We start from the raw sequence: 15,366 nt of genomic DNA, 5'->3' as shown, positions 1-15,366 counted from the left end.
CTGTGACGTTAAACAATCAACTGCTGCAGCTGTTGACAGGCTTCATCATAGCCGCTGCGTTCAAAGATGCCCTGTTGCAGGTAGGCTTCCATCTGCGGATACAGCGTCATCGCTTTGTCCAGCAACGGATCGCTGCCTGCCGCGTAGGCGCCGACGCTGATCAGATCGCGGTTGCGTTGATAGCTGGCCAGCATCTGTTTAAAGGTGCGAACCCGGCGATAATGCTCTTCGTCGATCAGCGACGTCATGGCGCGGCTGATCGACGCTTCGATGTCGATCGCCGGGTAGTGGCCGGCCTCCGCCAGGCGGCGCGACAGCACCACATGGCCGTCGAGTATGGCGCGGGCCGAGTCGGCGATCGGGTCCTGCTGATCGTCCCCTTCGGTCAATACGGTATAGAAGGCGGTGATGGAGCCACCGCCACTGATGCCGTTGCCTGCGCGCTCCACCAGGGCGGGCAGCTTGGCGAAGACCGAAGGCGGATAGCCTTTGGTCGCCGGCGGCTCGCCGATGGCTAGGGCGATCTCACGCTGCGCCATGGCGTAGCGGGTGAGGGAGTCCATGATCAGCAGCACGTGCTGCCCGCGATCGCGGAAATCTTCGGCGATGCGGGTGGCGTAGGCCGCTCCCTGCATGCGCAGCAGCGGCGACACGTCTGCCGGAGCGGCGATCACTACCGAGCGCGCGCGGCCTTCGGCACCGAGAATGTTCTCGATAAAGTCTTTCACCTCGCGGCCACGTTCGCCGATCAGGCCAACGACGATCACATCCGCCTGGGTATAACGGGCCATCATGCCGAGCAATACGCTCTTACCGACGCCGGAGCCGGCGAACAGGCCCATGCGCTGGCCGCGCCCGACGGTCAGCAGGCCGTTGATGGTGCGCACTCCCACGTCCAGCACCTGCTCGATCGGCGTGCGCTGCAAGGGGTTGAACGGCGCGGTGATCAGCGGCGCGCGGTAACCGGTTTCCGGGGAGGGCAGGCCGTCGAGCGGTTTGGCGCTGCCGTCGAGTACGCGGCCCAGCAGCGCCGGGCCGAGCGGCAGCTGTTTGCCGGCGCTTTGGCCTTCCGGCGCGATGCGGGCGTAAACCCGCGCGCCTGGCACGATGCCTTCCACTTCTTCCAACGGCATCAGAAACAGCCGCTGGCCGTTGAAGCCGACCACTTCGCTTTCCACTTCCTGCACCTCACCGGCGTCGTGCCGTTCGATGAGGCAGGTCGCGCCGAGCGGCAACTGCAGCCCGGTGGCCTCGAGCACCAGCCCGGTGGCGCGGGTCAGGCGGCCGTAACGACGCACCGTCGGCGCGCGGGCGATGCGCTTTTCCAGCGTATCCAGAGAGCTCAGCCAGCGGCCGAGACGCGCGGTCATCAGACTTCTCCTGGTGCCGCCAGGCGGCACAGTTCATGCCAGCGCGTCGCCAGGCTGGCGTCGAGATCGCCTTCTTCGGCGCTGACCTTGCAGCCGCCCGGGTGCAGTTCGCCGTCCGCCAGCAGGCGCCAGCCGTGCAGGCTGAGGGTGACCCCCAGCTGCTGTTCGACGCGTTGGTAGTCGTCCGGGTGGACCCGCAGCTGCGGCTTGCCGTTGAACATCGGCTCCTGCTGAATCAGCTGTTGGATCTGCGCGAGCAGGGCGGTGCCGTCGCACACCGGCGGCTGGCCCAGCACCTGTTTGGCGGCGGTCAGCGCCAGCTGCATCAACCGCGAAGCGATCACGCTGTCGAGTGCGTCCAGCGTGTGCTGGAATTCGGTGACCAACTGCTGCCAGTGAGCGGTCAGCGGCTGTTGCTGCTGCTGCGCTTCCAGCAGCCCCTGCTGGCGGCCTTCCTCCAGACCGGACTGAAAACCGGCCTCATACCCTTTTTGCTGGCCGTCGGCATAGCCCAGCTGCTGGCCCTGTTGCTCTGCCTGCAGGCGCAGCGTCGCCAGCTGCTGTTGCAATTCGGCCTGCGCGTCCGGCGACGGATCGTCAAGTTCGAGATCCGGCAAGGGCGGCAGCTCGAGAGCCGGTTTCTGCTCGCCCAAATCGTTGAGCGACCAGGGCTGCCAGGGCAGGGTGTTAATGCGATCAGACATAGGTGTCCTCGCCGCCGCCGATGATCATTTCGCCGGTTTCCGCCAGGCGTCTTACCACCAGCAGGATGGCTTTCTGCTCGTTCTCCACCTGCGACATGCGCACCGGCCCACGGTTGGCCAGATCGTCGCGCAGGATGTCGGCGGCGCGTTGCGACATGTTCTTGAGGAACTTCTCGCGCAGCGGCTGTTCGGCGCCTTTCAACGCGATCAGCAGCGACTCGCCTTCCACTTCCTGCAGCAGGCGTTGGATGCTGCGATCGTCGACTTCCACCAGGTTTTCGAACAGGAACATCTCGTCGATGATCTTCTGCGCCAGCTCGCCGTCGTATTCGCGCATCGCGTCGATGACCGCTTCTTCCTGCTGGGTTTTCATCAGGTTGATGATCTCGGCGGCGGTACGCACCCCGCCCATTTTGCTGCGCTTGAGGTTCTGACCGTCGAGCAGGTTGTTCAGCACTTCGGTCAGCTCCGCCAACGCCGCCGGCTGCACGCCGCCGAAGGTGGCGATACGCAGCATCACGTCGTTGCGCAGGCGTTCGTCGAACAGGGCCAGGATGTCTGCCGCCTGGCCGCGTTTGAGGTGCACCAAAATAGTGGCGATGATCTGCGGGTGTTCGTCGCGGATCAGATCGGCGGCGCTCTGAGGCTCCATAAAGTTGAGCGTTTCCATGCCGGTGGTGGTCTCGCGCGATTCGAGAATGTCTTCCAGCAGGCTGGCGGCTCGCTCCTCGCCCAGCGCCTTGACCAGCACCGAGCGCAGGTAGTCGCTGGCGTTGACGCTCAGCGCCGCGTATTGCTCGGCGTCGTCTTCAAACTCGGTCAGTATTTCGCCGAGTTGTTTGTGTGAAACCTGGCTCATGCCGGCCATGGTGCCGCTCAGCAGCTGTACTTCGCGCGAGGAGAGGTGTTTGAACACCTCCGCCGCGCGATCTTCACCCAGCGTCATCAGCAAGATGGCGCTTTTGTCGGTTCCGGTCAGGCTCATATCTCGTTACTCATCCATTGGCGGATTACCAGAGCGACCACGCGTGGGTCTTTGTCAGCCAGATCGCGGATCCGCTGGCTCTGGACTTCTGCACTGACGCGCTGCTGCGATTTGCGACGCTGCGCCAGCTCCTCGTTGCTCGGTTTGTTGCTGTCGACCGTTTTAGTGACAGGGGCGTTGGCGGCGGCGAGGGCGGCCTGTTGCGCCGCCTGGCGCTGTTGCAGCTGCGGCCGCACCAGTTTGCGCCACAGCAGCCAGGCAACCAGCAGCACCAGCAGATAACGGCCGGCGTCGAGCAAACGATCGATGAACGACTGACTTTGCCAGAACGGCAGTTCACCGCCGGTAACCTGACTGTCGGTAAACGGTGTGTTGACCACGTTCAGGGTATCGCCGCGGCTGCTGGAATAGCCCATCGCTTCACGCACCAGCGCTTCGATCTGCGCCAGCTGCTCTTTGCTCATCGGCTGCGGTTTGCCGTCTTTGTCTACGCCGAGGTAGTTGACCACCACGGCGACCGACAGACGCTGCACGGTGCCGGCTTTTTGCTGGGTATGGCGGATGGTGCGGTCAAGCTCGTAGTTGGTCGTCGCGTCGCGTCGGGTGTTTTGCGGCACGCCGCTGGCCGCTGCGCTGCGGGTGGTTGCGGCGTTTTGCGCGGTCGCGTTGGCGTTGTTGCCCGCCGCGGTGGCCGGCTTGGCGGTTTCAATCGGCGCGGTGGCCGGCGCGCTCGGCTGATTGGACAGCGCGCCCGGCACGCCGCCGACCTGTGGCCCGCCGATCTGCTCGCTCAGGCTGGTTTGCTGGGAGCGGATAGCGGCTTTGTCCGGCTGCTGGTTCGGCTGATACTGTTCATCGGTTTGTTCGCGCGTGGCGAAATCGATCTGCGCCGTGACCTGAGCCCGCACGTTGGCGCTGCCGACCACCGGGGCCAGGATCGCTTCGATGCGGCGCTGGAAGCCGTTTTCCACTTCGTTGGCGTATTTCAGCTGCGAGGCGTTGAGATCGCGCCCGGTACCGTCGGACTGCGTCAGCAGGCGTCCGGCCTGATCGACGACGGTCACGTTGCCTGGCGGTAGGCCGGCAACGCTGCTCGACACCATATAAACGATGGCGTTGATCTGGCCGTCGTCCAGGGCGCGGCCCGGTTGCAGAGTCAGCGTCACCGAGGCGGAAGGGGATTTTTGTTCGCGCACGAACAGTGAAGGCTTAGGTAACGCCAGGTGAACGCGGGCGTTTTGCACCGGTCCCAGCGATTCGATAGTGCGCGACAGCTCGCCTTCAAGGGCGCGCTGATAGTTGATCTGCTCGCTGAACTGGCTGATGCCGAATTTTTCCTGATCCAGCAGTTCGAAACCGACAGCGCCGCCTTTTGGCAGCCCTTGCTGCGCCAGACGCAGACGGGTTTCATGCACTTTTTCCGCCGGGATCAGCAGCGCCGCGCCATTTTCGGCAAAGCGGTAAGGGATGTTCATCTGCGTCAGCTGAGTGACGATGGCACCACCGTCGCGGTCGTTCAGATTGCTGTACAGCACGCGGTAGTCGGGGCTTTTCACCCACAACAGCAGTGCGACGACGATCGCGATCGCGGCGGAGGCGGCGACCAGCAACGGAAATTTCGGGTTGGCGCGCAGACGATTCCAGATGGCCTGCAGGCCGTTGTCGCGGCTTTCGCCGGCGGTTATCGAAGCACTCATTTTAGGTCTCGTCCTTCAATGGCGCTCACGATCCCGTACGGGCCGCTGAGCAGCTCCCTGCCAGGCTGATGAACGGTATGGTTAGCGTTGTGTGACAAAACAGACTCCCTGATACACATATCTTCTAAATAGCGGCGCTCCCATTTCTGGGCAGGCCATTATTCGCCTTATCAGATGATTCTGATTGCCCGATAAGCCGGGTTTTTTGCAGTTAATTAACCGCTTTAGCTCTGAAAACGCTGTGCTAGGGTGTGCATCATTGGAGAAGTGCAGGGTGAAACTTCACCCGGCAAGACGAAATGATTGAGGGTCAGATGGCGATTCAGGGCATTGAAGGGGTGCTGCAGCAGATGCAGACCATGGCGGTTCAGGCCGGCAAGATGGGGCAAAATGCGGCGCCGCAGGGCGTTAGTTTCGCCAGTGAACTGACCGCTGCGCTCGGTAAGATCAGCGAGACGCAGCAAACGGCGCGCAAACAGGCGCAGGATTTCGAGCTGGGCGTGCCGGGCATCAGCCTGAACGATGTGATGGTCGATCTGCAAAAATCGTCGGTATCTCTGCAATTGGGCGTCCAGGTGCGCAACAAGCTGGTGGCGGCCTACCAGGACATCATGAATATGCCGGTGTGATGAGCATGCCGGTCATTTTTCAGTGAAATTTTGCTCGGCGCTGTTACCCTATAGCGACTGTTGTTGATAGGGATATGATTATGTGCAAATCACGGTGTTTTGTTCTGGCCTTGATAGCGTTGTCAGGATGCGCTGGGCAAAACGATGATTATTCATCGGCCCAAAAGAATGCGGCTCAGCAGGAAAGCAGCAAAGAATGGAAAGCGTTTGTCGCACCGCTGTCCGTGAAGACGCAGTCGCCCGGCGAGCGAGAGATGAAACGCGTCGCCCGGCAATATTGACGTCGTGGCCCCAGCCGATGGACAAAAAAAACCAGCTATCGAAATAGCTGGTTGAAGGTGCGATAAAACATTTGTGTAATGTAGGAGCGTCGACGCCCGCTCGAAGTGGCGCCGACGCGGTTATCATATTTGTTATGTTATAACAAATCAATGCCGTTGTACGTTTACCTCAGCCATCCAATTCTGCGATCCGCTCGTGAGCATTCGCCAACCCTTGAGCGTGGCCGTGCGGTTTCATGTCCAGCCCTTCAGCATAGATAAATTGCACGTCGCCAATTCCCATCAGCCCCAGCACCGAGCGCAGGTAGGGCGTCACGGCGTCGGTTGGCTGACCGACGTGCACGCCGCCGCGTGAACTGAACACCAGCGCATTGACGCCCTCGACCAACCCAACCGGATAGGTGGCGGTGTAGTTGAACGTTACCCGGGCGCGGGCCACCAGATCGAACCAGTTCTTCAGCTGGGTCGGTACGTTGAGGTTGTACATCGGCGCGCCGATCAGCAGTAGATCGCTCTCTTTCAGTTCGGCAATCAGTCGATCGGAGAGCGCCACCGCCGCTTTGGCGCGTTGGCTGGTGTTTTCCGCGCCGCGCAGCGCGCTGAACAGCTCGCCGTCCAATACCGGCAGATCCAACGCCGCCAGGTCGTGTTCGACGATCTTATCGTCATATCCTTTGGCCCGACGTTCCGCCAGATAATGATCAATCAGGGTATTGGTCTGCGAGTCGTTTCCCATAATGCTGGATTTGAGCACCAGTATATTTTTCATGTGGTTGTCCTCTGACGGTAATCTGTGGATTTCACCGGGAGTACCGGAATGACTGCAGGTTATCATTGCTTAGTATTCACCAGTGGTGATAGGTTTTCACATTATTGATTCCAAATTGGAAACATAAGATGAAAAGCGATCTCAGCGCACTGCCGGCTTTTGTCGCCGTGGCGGAAGGCGGCAGTTTTGCCGCCGCCGCAGACAAGCTTCATCTGACCCGTTCTGCGGTCAGCAAAATCGTGTCGCGCCTGGAGGATCGGCTCGGGGTCATGTTGTTTATGCGCACCACGCGCAGCCTGAGCCTGACAGATGAAGGGGCGTTGTACTATGAACATTGCCGGCAGGCGTTGGCGAATGTGCAGGCGGCGGAAAATCAGCTGGACAGCGGCAAGATGCAGGTCAGCGGCCGCCTCAGAGTCTCGGTGCCGGTATTGTTTGGCCATCTGTGCATTGCGCCCTTGCTGACGGCGCTGGCGAATGAGCACCCGCTATTGACGCTGGAGATGTCGTTCAGCGATCGCAGGATCGATCTGATCGACGAGGGATTCGATCTGGCGGTGCGCATCGGTGAGCTGGCGGACAGCGGCAGTCTGGTTGCCCGGCGACTGGGGGAACACGGCATGATCCTCTGCGCCTCGCCCGATTACGTACAGCGCCACGGCGAGCCCAGGACGCCGGAAGCGTTAAGCCGGCATCAGGCCGTCGGGTATTTACACGGCGGCGTCGTGTTGCCCTGGCAGCTGCGCGGCGCAGACGGTGAACTCCGGTCGTTCAGGCCGCCGGCCAAGATGATGATGGATGATATGCAGGGGATCGTCGATGCGGTTTCCGCCGGTGCCGGCATTGCGTGGCTGCCGGAGTGGCTGGTGCGTGATCGGTTGATGGCGGGGACGTTGACGGAGGTCATGCGCGGTGAGTCCAGCCTCAGTTTTCCGGTGAGCGTTGTGTGGCCCTTTATGCCTTATCAGCCGCTTAAGGTGCGGCTGGCGGTGGACAAACTGGTGGCGGAGCTGCCGGGAAAATTGGCGCTTGTTGCGCCGTCGATGTCGCATCGGCCATGACCGGTGCCCGCACCGGCGGGAAAGGGAGGGCAATGCACCGAATAGAGGGATGAAACCTGTGCTGCCGGGCTTATTGAATGCGCAGGCGAGCGTTTATTATAACCTTATTAGTAGGGTTATTATTCGAGACGGGTCAATGAGCAGTAAAAGCGAATCCAGATGGCGTTTGATCAGTATTTTAATGTTGACGGTGCTCGCCGTGTTAATTGGCATTTTGGTCAAACTGGATTGAAGTCTGACCAGGCGATAAAAAGCCTGGTCGTCTTATTGTGCGGCAAGTAAGCGCATCATGTCTTCTTCATACAGTAGTGCCAACAGCCACAGCCCCAACAACATTATTGCCAGAGAAAATAACCGCTTTTCATTATGCATCGTTTAATTCGCTGTTCGGCGGGTGGACGTTACATAGCGTATCTCAGCATTGTTACAACCGTTAAGGGCTTGTGTTAAATAAAACCGTTTTGTTGCGCGTCTATTTAGGTTTCTCCGGCGACTATCGCCTCGCCCCCCTGGAGGCCGGGCTCCATAATTCTCTGGTGGCCGCGAATGGCGGTAGGCGCAAAACCGAAGCGTTTACGAAAACGTTCGGCGAAACGCGACGCACTTTCATAGCCGACATGTTGCGCAATGGCGGAGATAGGCCAGTCGGTCGACTGCAGCAGGGCCAGCGCGCTGCTCATACGCACGTCGATCATCAGATTGCGCAACGCGGTATTTTCCATCGACAGTTTGCGACGCAGCATCACTTCGCTCATCGACAGGCTTTCCGCGACTTTGGCCGCTGTCCAAATGCTGTGCGGATCGGTCGCCAGGCAGCGGCGCACGCGCTGCGTGAGATCCTTGGCTTCGTTATGGATGAAGCGAATACCGAACTGGGCCAACCACAGCAGAATTTCCAGCATTTTGTGCCGCACGATGAGGGTGGGAAAACGCTGCCGAAGCGCCAGTGCCAGGCTGGTGGTCTCAAAGCTGTGTTTCAGGGCACAGGGCAGGTTGCGCAGCGTCAGGACGGCGTCGAACGGCATCGATGGCGGCATTTCTTCTACCGGCGGCTGGACGTTGAGCAGCAGCGGATCGCAGGTCAGCAACTGACAGCTGAAAACACCTTCTTCGGATGGGCCATTAATAATGTCCACCGTTTGACCGCCGTCGATAATCAACAGCTCGCCGGGATGAGCCACCACTTCCTGTTGTTGCCAGCGCACGCGCTTATGGCCTTGTTGTATCAGATACAGATGTGGTTGCTCAAAATAGACTGAAGGGAATAATAATTCAGTATGCTGAATGATGTGCGCTGAGGCACCAATTCCAGGACAGAGATTAATTGTACGTTCCATCGATATTCATTTCGCAGCCATTATCTGAGAATATCTTTACGCTTTGATCAGCGTCGGAGCAACATTTTTCCATGGGCCGTGAAACACAGCGGCGAGTTTTATCTATCAAAAATCAATTTCCTGCTGAACAGAAAACGTCCGTGTCGGGATGATGTTTATCCATTAAAGTGAGAGCAAAGCTCAAAGCGCGCATTTTACCAATTACCCATAAACTGAATAATTCAAATGCCATAGATTAATATCCTAACCTAACCCGAGAGTAATAGCGCATAGTGCTATTTAATCCATTTTCGCCGGTATTGTCGATCTTATCGGACCTGTGGCTCCCCCAACAGCAGCGAACGGTCGTTAAACTGACCATAGGTATTATTGACCACGTTTTGGCGCGTGGACTGTTCGATCAGCATTTTCAGCTCATCCATGCGCTGCTGCAGCAGGCGTTTTAGTTCGGTTTCGTTGTCGAGAATTTGCTGCAACTTATTGCGCAGCATCTCCTGCAACGCCATTGACGGGCCGGCCTGGCCGGTAAAGGCGGCGGTTTTTTCCACCGCCGTCACGTAGGCGAATTCGAGCTCAACGAGCTCTTCCCAGCGCCCGGTCTGCGCCAGCGCGATCATCTGGCTGCTCAGGGCATAGATTTGTTGATAAGCGGCTAAGAGCTGTTGTTGACGTTCCATTACACGGCGTCCTGCGAAGGGTGGTAGTTGGGGCCGATCTGGCGCCAGGCGTCGGCGATGTTTTCCAGCAGCTTGACCACTTCGGCGATCGCCTCTTCGTCGTTGTGCAGGTTGGCCTGCATCAGCCGGCGTTTCATATAGTCATACAGCGCCGCCAGGTTTTCGGCGATCTCGCCGCCCTGTTGATGGTCGAGGCCGCTTTTCAGGCCGTTGTCGATGATGTTGATGGCTTTGGACAGCGCCATGCCTTTGCCTGCGATATCGCCCTGGTTCATCAAAATGCGTGCGCGAAGCAGGGCGCTGAGCGCCCCGTCGAACAACATCACGATTAACTGGTGCGGGCTGGCGCTCATGGCGCCGCTTTCCAGACTGACCTGTGCGTAGGCCTGAGTGCCGCTACGGTTATACATGTTGTTTCTTTACCTGATTAAGGGTTACTTGAACTGTTGAGCCAAATAGTTACTGGTGCCGTTCATTTTCGACATCATGGTATCCAGCTGAACGAACTGCTGTTTATAGCGGTCGATGGTGCTCTGAATGCTGGCGGTGACCGTGGTGATCTGGCTGTTCAGGCGATCGAGGTTGGTGTTAATGCTCTTGGTCGAGTTCTCGATGATGCCGCCGGATTTGATGTAGCTTTGGATCTCGTTGTGGATCTCGGTGGCCATGCCGGTGTCTTTGCCGTTGCCGACGAAGAAGTTGGTGACCTGATCCGGTTTTTCATCCATCGCTTTTTTCAGCTTGGCGCTGTCGATTTCCAGCTTGCCGGTTTTGGTGTTGGTGGAGATGCCGAGGTTGCCCAGGCCTTTCAACTCCGGGTTATCTTGGACTCCGCTGAGGGCGCTTTTGATCGACGACTGAACGCCGCGCAGGGTGTTGTCGCCGAGCAGCGGACCGTTGGTTGGGTTTGGCGCTTCGCCGGTTTTCACCGGGGTATATTTGGTCAGCGCATTAAAGGTGTCCAGCAGCGAGTTATAGCTGTCGACCCACTCTTTGATCTTGTCGGTGGTGCCGGCGGTGTTGGTGCTGATCACCAGATGTTGCGGCTCATCGGTTTTGGTTTTGGTTTTCAGATCGATGGTGACACCCTGCAGGGCATCGCTGATCGAGTTGGTGCTGCGCTTGATAGCGGTGCCGTTTACCATCAGCTCCGCATCCTGCGGCGCAACCGTCTGCTTCATGGCGGTGCCAGTGCCGCGGGTGGCGTTGTAGTTCAGGATATCGCCCAGCTTGTCGTCATTATCGACCTGCAGAGAAATCTTATTGTTTTCGCCGGTGGTGGAAGAGCTGACCGCCAACTGATAGTCGTTGTCGCCGACGCGCATGATGCTGGCGGTGACGCCGGCTTTGGCGCCGTTGATGGCGTCGCGCAGCTCCAGCAGCGAGGTTTGATCGTCGCTGAGCGGGATCTTGGTTTCTTTAGGCGGATTGCCGGCGGTGATGGTCAATGAGCGGTCCGTCACGCCTTCAGCGCCTAATTTAGCGCCCTGGTCGCTGACTTTCGCCTGCGTGGTCAGGGTTTGCGCCTGAGCCAGTTTGTTCACTTCCACCACGTAGTTGCCCGGCACTGCCTTGGCGTTGGTGGTGATTTTAAAGGCGTCGTGTTCGGTGGCGGTGGTGGCTTTAAAGGAGTCCTCTTTCGCCATCTCTTTGCTGAGATTGTCGAACTTTTCCAGTGCACCTTTCAGCGTGCCGTAACCGGTCAGCTGTGCGTTATAGCTGGACTGTTTGGTGGTGTAAGGGGTCAGGCGCTGTTGTTCCGCTTTAGTCAGCTTATCCAGCAAGCCGTTGAGGTCGAGTCCTGAGCCGAGACCTAATGAACTGATCGTTGCCATGTGTAATTCTCCTTGATGATGACTTTATTCGCTTTACGCGTTATCGGCTCAGTGATGAAAAAGTTTACCGAAAAAAACAAAAAACCGATGGCGCAATAGAAGAGGGAAAAAGCGCGTTATTTCCGCCATTGCCGCAGACGCAAAAAAAAATAAAAAAATTCTAAAGGTTGTTGGGGGAGGGCCGATACCTGAGGGGACGGTGGTTGACGCCGTGGGCAAATAAGCCCGAACCTTTTAACTGTGTTGCGAAGAACGCAACTGACTCGTAAGGAAAGCAAACAATGGCACAAGTAATCAACACTAACAGCCTGTCTCTGATGGCGCAGAACAACCTGAACAAATCTCAGTCTTCTCTGGGCACTGCGATTGAGCGTCTGTCTTCCGGTCTGCGTATCAACAGCGCTAAAGACGACGCTGCGGGTCAGGCGATCTCCAACCGTTTCACCGCTAACATCAAAGGCCTGACTCAGGCTTCCCGTAACGCCAACGACGGTATCTCTCTGGCACAGACCACTGAAGGCGCACTGAACGAAGTTAACGACAACCTGCAGAACATTCGTCGTCTGACCGCACAGGCTCTGAACGGTTCTAACTCCACCAGCGACCTGAAATCCATCCAGGACGAAGTCACTCAGCGTCTGGCTGAAATCAACCGCATCTCCGAGCAGACTGACTTCAACGGCGTGAAAGTGCTGAGCAGCGATCAGAAACTGACTATTCAGGTTGGCGCTAACGACGGCGAAACCATCGATATCGACCTGAAAAAAATCGACGCTAAGCAACTGGGCCTGGATACTTTCGACGTTACTACTAAATCTGCAAAAGCAGGCGCTGAAATCGCTACTGGTACCAAGATCACTGTTGATAGCGATGCAACAAAACAGGCTGACGCTGATGTGACTGGCTTGGCTAAAGGCCAGACTCTGGTTTCAGGTACCGACGCAGACGGTAAAGCAGCTTACTTCATCGCAACCAAAGATGATGCAACAGGTGATGTTGCTTACACCAAAGCTAAAGTTGCTGATGACGGTAAAGTGACTGATTCCGGCACTGACGCTGGTGTTAAAAATCCACTGGCTACCCTGGACAAAGCGCTGGCACAGGTTGACGGTCTGCGTTCTTCCCTGGGTGCGGTACAGAACCGTTTCGATTCTGTTATCAACAACCTGAACAGCACCGTGAACAACCTGGCTGCTTCTCAGTCTCGTATCCAGGACGCTGACTACGCGACCGAAGTGTCCAACATGAGCCGTGCCAACATCCTGCAACAGGCTGGCACCTCTGTTCTGGCACAGGCTAACCAGTCTACTCAGAACGTACTGTCCCTGCTGCGTTAATCGTCTCTCCCGATTAACTGTCGCAAAAAGACCCCGCTTCGGCGGGGTTTTTTTATGTTCGCGCACCGCGCGGTTATTACATGGCGCAAATAAAGCCTCTTTTGTGCGACTGTTCAGCCGATTGGCATTTCGCCCCCTAAGCATAATAGCGCTGACTCTCTTATCCGCAGGTTTAAGACATAGTGAGCGATCTGTATACCGCCGAAGGCGTGATGGACAAAAATTCTCTCTGGCTGCGCTACGTCCCGTTAGTGCGCCACGAGGCGTTGCGCCTGCAGGTCAGGCTGCCCGCCAGCGTGGAGCTCGACGATTTGCTGCAGGCCGGGGGAATCGGGTTATTGAACGCCGTTGAGCGTTATGACGCCCTACAGGGAACCGCCTTTACCACCTATGCGGTGCAGCGCATTCGCGGCGCGATGCTCGACGAGCTGCGCAGCCGCGACTGGGTGCCGCGCAGCGTGCGGCGCCATGCGCGCGAGGTCGCACAGGTGATGCGGCAACTGGAACAGCGTTATGGCCGTCCGGCGAGCGAGACGGAAGTGGCGCAGACGCTGAATATCTCGCTGGATGAGTACCGTCAAATTCTGTTGGACACCAATAACAGCCAGCTTTTCTCCTACGACGAATGGCGCGAGGAGCATGGCGAGAACGCGGAACCGATGCTGGAAGGGCATGAAGAGGCCAACCCGCTGCATCACCTGTTGGAAGGCAGCCTGCGCCAGCGAGTGATCGACGCCATCGAGGCGTTGCCGGAGCGCGAAAAAATGGTGCTGACGCTGTATTACCAGGAAGAGTTGAACCTCAAGGAGATCGGCGCCGTGCTGGACGTCGGGGAATCCCGCGTCAGCCAACTGCACAGTCAGGCGATCAAACGGCTGCGCGCGCGGCTGGCGAACGATACCTGACGGTGGCTCGCCGCCCCCTCAACTCGAAGACTCATGCGACAATCGGACTGCCCCTTATGCCAGGAATACTGTTGAAAAAACGGCCGCTTAGCCGTTACCTGAAAGATTACAAGCACAGCCAGACCCATTGCTCCCAGTGCGGTAAACTGTTGGACCGCATGGCGCTGGTGTTTCGCGGCAAGATCATCAATAAAGAAGCCATCGCGCGCATGGATCAGCCGATCGACGACGCGGTCTGGCTGAACGTACAGCATGAGCTGACCGCGCTGTGCCGCTTTTGCAGCGAGATCTCCTGCAACAGCCACCCGAGCTATTTCGACATCATGGCGTTCAAACAGTATCTGTTCGAACAGACCGAGATGAGCCACAGCACCATCCGCGAGTATGTGGTGCGGCTGCGCCGGCTGGACGAAATGCTGGTGGCGCGCAACTACCCGGCGGACAAGTTCGCCAACAGCGCCAGCCATCAGCGCATCATCGACGATCTGCCTTCCGCGGCGCACAACAACTACCGCATTGCGCTGCGCAAATACGATCAGTATCTCGCCTGGCAGCGCAGCTACTGAGCTTTACCCCGGCCCGTTGGGCCGGGGCTGGCTGTTTCCCCCGTGATAAAGGATGATTATTCAGTTCACATCTGCTAAATCTATCGGTTATCAGATGTTGATATTCGATTCCCTGGGGGGAAGAAGTGAACCTGCAACAACAACTGGCGCAATTCCCGCGCCTGGACCTGGTTGGCACCGCCACACCGCTGGAAAAGCTGTCCCGTCTTTCCGATTACCTCGGCCGCGATATTTACCTTAAACGTGACGACGTCACTCCTATGGCAATGGGCGGCAACAAGCTGAGAAAGCTTGAGTTTCTGGCCGCCGACGCCCTGCGCCAAGGCGCCGACACGCTGGTCACCGCCGGTGCCATTCAATCCAACCACGTGCGCCAGACGGCGGCGGTGGCGGCGAAGCTGGGCCTGCATTGCGTCGCGCTGTTGGAAAATCCTATCGACACCCGTGCAGAAAATTATCTGACTAACGGCAACCGCCTGCTGCTCGGCCTGTTCAACGCCGAAGTGGTGATGTGCGAAGCGCTGCACGATCCGCAGCAGCAGCTGGCGGAACTGGCTATGCGCCTTGAAGCGCAGGGCTTCCGACCTTACGTGGTGCCAGTGGGCGGCTCCAATGCGCTGGGCGCGTTGGGGTATGTGCAGTGCGCATTGGAAATCGCTGAGCAGAGCCAGCGCAGCAACGTGGCGTTCAGCTCGGTGGTGGTGGCCTCCGGCAGCGCCGGTACCCACGCCGGGCTGGCGGTGGGGCTGCAGCAGCTGTTGCCGGAAACCGAGCTGATCGGCGTGACGGTTTCGCGCACCGTGATCGATCAGCTGCCGAAGGTTGAGCAGATCCAAAAGGCCCTGGCTTGTTCGCTGAATATCGACGAACTGGCGCCGATCGCGCTGTGGGACGATTACTTCGCGCCGCAGTACGGCATGCCGAATGAAGAAGGCATGGCGGCGGTGCAGTTGCTGGCGCAGCAAGAGGGCGTGTTGCTGGACCCGGTATACACCGGCAAGGCGATGGCCGGTTTGATCGACGGCATCGCCCAGCGGCGTTTCCGCGATGAGGGGCCTATTCTGTTCGTTCACACCGGCGGTGCGCCGGCGCTGTTCGCCTATCATCCGCAGGTGTAAATACCGCTTGTTATTCCATTTTGAACTATATTTATAAAGTTATATTCCTTTATGCGGACGGACGCACTGTTAAAGTGCTGATATCAAAAAAGATA

Annotated in this window: 15 protein-coding genes; 6 read left to right on the top strand and 9 right to left on the bottom strand. The window is 58.1% G+C overall.

Going from position 1 to position 15,366, the window contains the following annotated elements:
* Window positions 1-8: 8 nt before the first annotated feature.
* Genes fliI through fliF form a run of 4 tightly spaced genes read right to left on the bottom strand, consistent with a single transcriptional unit; the run spans window position 9 to window position 4,756 of the window.
* Window positions 9-1,370 carry a flagellar protein export ATPase FliI gene (gene fliI / locus ATE40_RS11320; protein ID WP_004934781.1) on the bottom strand — a complete coding sequence of 454 codons (1,362 nt, stop codon included), beginning with the start codon at window positions 1,368-1,370 and terminating at the stop codon, window positions 9-11.
* Window positions 1,370-2,074 carry a flagellar assembly protein FliH gene (gene fliH, locus ATE40_RS11315; protein ID WP_063918542.1) on the bottom strand — a complete coding sequence of 235 codons (705 nt, stop codon included), beginning with the start codon at window positions 2,072-2,074 and terminating at the stop codon, window positions 1,370-1,372. The genes fliI and fliH overlap by 1 nt, the downstream gene beginning before the upstream one ends.
* Window positions 2,067-3,059, bottom strand: coding sequence for a flagellar motor switch protein FliG (gene fliG / locus ATE40_RS11310; protein ID WP_004934775.1), 993 nt, complete (start codon window positions 3,057-3,059; stop codon window positions 2,067-2,069). Before fliG ends, fliH begins: the two co-directional genes overlap by 8 nt.
* Complete coding sequence (gene fliF, locus ATE40_RS11305; protein ID WP_063918541.1) at window positions 3,056-4,756, bottom strand: flagellar basal-body MS-ring/collar protein FliF; 1,701 nt, start codon at window positions 4,754-4,756, stop codon at window positions 3,056-3,058. Before fliF ends, fliG begins: the two co-directional genes overlap by 4 nt.
* A 314-nt stretch (window positions 4,757-5,070) precedes the next feature.
* Between fliF and fliE the strand changes: the two genes are divergently transcribed.
* Window positions 5,071-5,385 (top strand): flagellar hook-basal body complex protein FliE, encoded by a 315-nt coding sequence (gene fliE / locus ATE40_RS11300; RefSeq protein WP_025159836.1) that lies wholly within the window; start codon window positions 5,071-5,073, stop codon window positions 5,383-5,385.
* Between the two features lie 450 nt (window positions 5,386-5,835).
* On the opposite strand, the gene ATE40_RS11295 is transcribed toward fliE, so the two are convergent.
* Window positions 5,836-6,435 (bottom strand): FMN-dependent NADH-azoreductase, encoded by a 600-nt coding sequence (locus ATE40_RS11295; RefSeq protein WP_063918540.1) that lies wholly within the window; start codon window positions 6,433-6,435, stop codon window positions 5,836-5,838.
* Between the two features lie 128 nt (window positions 6,436-6,563).
* Between ATE40_RS11295 and ATE40_RS11290 the strand changes: the two genes are divergently transcribed.
* The gene (locus tag ATE40_RS11290; RefSeq protein WP_063918539.1) at window positions 6,564-7,496 is read left to right on the top strand and encodes a LysR family transcriptional regulator; all 933 of its coding nucleotides are present in this window, start codon (window positions 6,564-6,566) and stop codon (window positions 7,494-7,496) included.
* Window positions 7,497-7,972: 476 nt separating this feature from the next.
* On the opposite strand, the gene ATE40_RS11285 is transcribed toward ATE40_RS11290, so the two are convergent.
* The 4 genes from ATE40_RS11285 to fliD all read right to left on the bottom strand — a co-directional run bounded on the left by ATE40_RS11285 (window position 7,973) and on the right by fliD (window position 11,345).
* Complete coding sequence (locus tag ATE40_RS11285; RefSeq protein ID WP_063918538.1) at window positions 7,973-8,833, bottom strand: helix-turn-helix transcriptional regulator; 861 nt, start codon at window positions 8,831-8,833, stop codon at window positions 7,973-7,975.
* A gap of 308 nt (window positions 8,834-9,141) precedes the next feature.
* The gene (gene fliT, locus ATE40_RS11280; RefSeq protein ID WP_019452933.1) at window positions 9,142-9,510 is read right to left on the bottom strand and encodes a flagella biosynthesis regulatory protein FliT; all 369 of its coding nucleotides are present in this window, start codon (window positions 9,508-9,510) and stop codon (window positions 9,142-9,144) included.
* Window positions 9,510-9,920, bottom strand: coding sequence for a flagellar export chaperone FliS (gene fliS / locus ATE40_RS11275; RefSeq protein WP_019452932.1), 411 nt, complete (start codon window positions 9,918-9,920; stop codon window positions 9,510-9,512). Before fliS ends, fliT begins: the two co-directional genes overlap by 1 nt.
* 24 nt (window positions 9,921-9,944) lie before the next feature.
* The gene (gene fliD / locus ATE40_RS11270) at window positions 9,945-11,345 is read right to left on the bottom strand and encodes a flagellar filament capping protein FliD (RefSeq protein ID WP_019452931.1); all 1,401 of its coding nucleotides are present in this window, start codon (window positions 11,343-11,345) and stop codon (window positions 9,945-9,947) included.
* Between the two features lie 281 nt (window positions 11,346-11,626).
* Between fliD and ATE40_RS11265 the strand changes: the two genes are divergently transcribed.
* The 4 genes from ATE40_RS11265 to ATE40_RS11250 all read left to right on the top strand — a co-directional run bounded on the left by ATE40_RS11265 (window position 11,627) and on the right by ATE40_RS11250 (window position 15,271).
* Window positions 11,627-12,682 (top strand): flagellin FliC, encoded by a 1,056-nt coding sequence (locus tag ATE40_RS11265; RefSeq protein WP_019452930.1) that lies wholly within the window; start codon window positions 11,627-11,629, stop codon window positions 12,680-12,682.
* Window positions 12,683-12,864: 182 nt separating this feature from the next.
* A complete protein-coding gene (locus ATE40_RS11260; protein ID WP_004934752.1) occupies window positions 12,865-13,587 on the top strand; it encodes an RNA polymerase sigma factor FliA in 723 nt (240 codons plus the stop codon).
* A 56-nt stretch (window positions 13,588-13,643) separates the two neighbouring features.
* On the top strand, window positions 13,644-14,153 hold the full coding sequence (fliZ, locus tag ATE40_RS11255) for a flagella biosynthesis regulatory protein FliZ (RefSeq protein ID WP_025159834.1): 510 nt from the start codon (window positions 13,644-13,646) through the stop codon (window positions 14,151-14,153).
* Window positions 14,154-14,278: 125 nt separating this feature from the next.
* Window positions 14,279-15,271 (top strand): D-cysteine desulfhydrase, encoded by a 993-nt coding sequence (locus tag ATE40_RS11250; protein WP_019452928.1) that lies wholly within the window; start codon window positions 14,279-14,281, stop codon window positions 15,269-15,271.
* The last annotated feature ends 95 nt before the right edge of the window (window positions 15,272-15,366 follow it).

Origin of the sequence: Serratia surfactantfaciens, assembly GCF_001642805.2 — a bacterium.
Lineage (GTDB): Bacteria > Pseudomonadota > Gammaproteobacteria > Enterobacterales > Enterobacteriaceae > Serratia > Serratia surfactantfaciens.
Note: the sequence above shows the minus strand (reverse complement) of the source record. Positions and strands in the feature narration are given on the sequence as shown.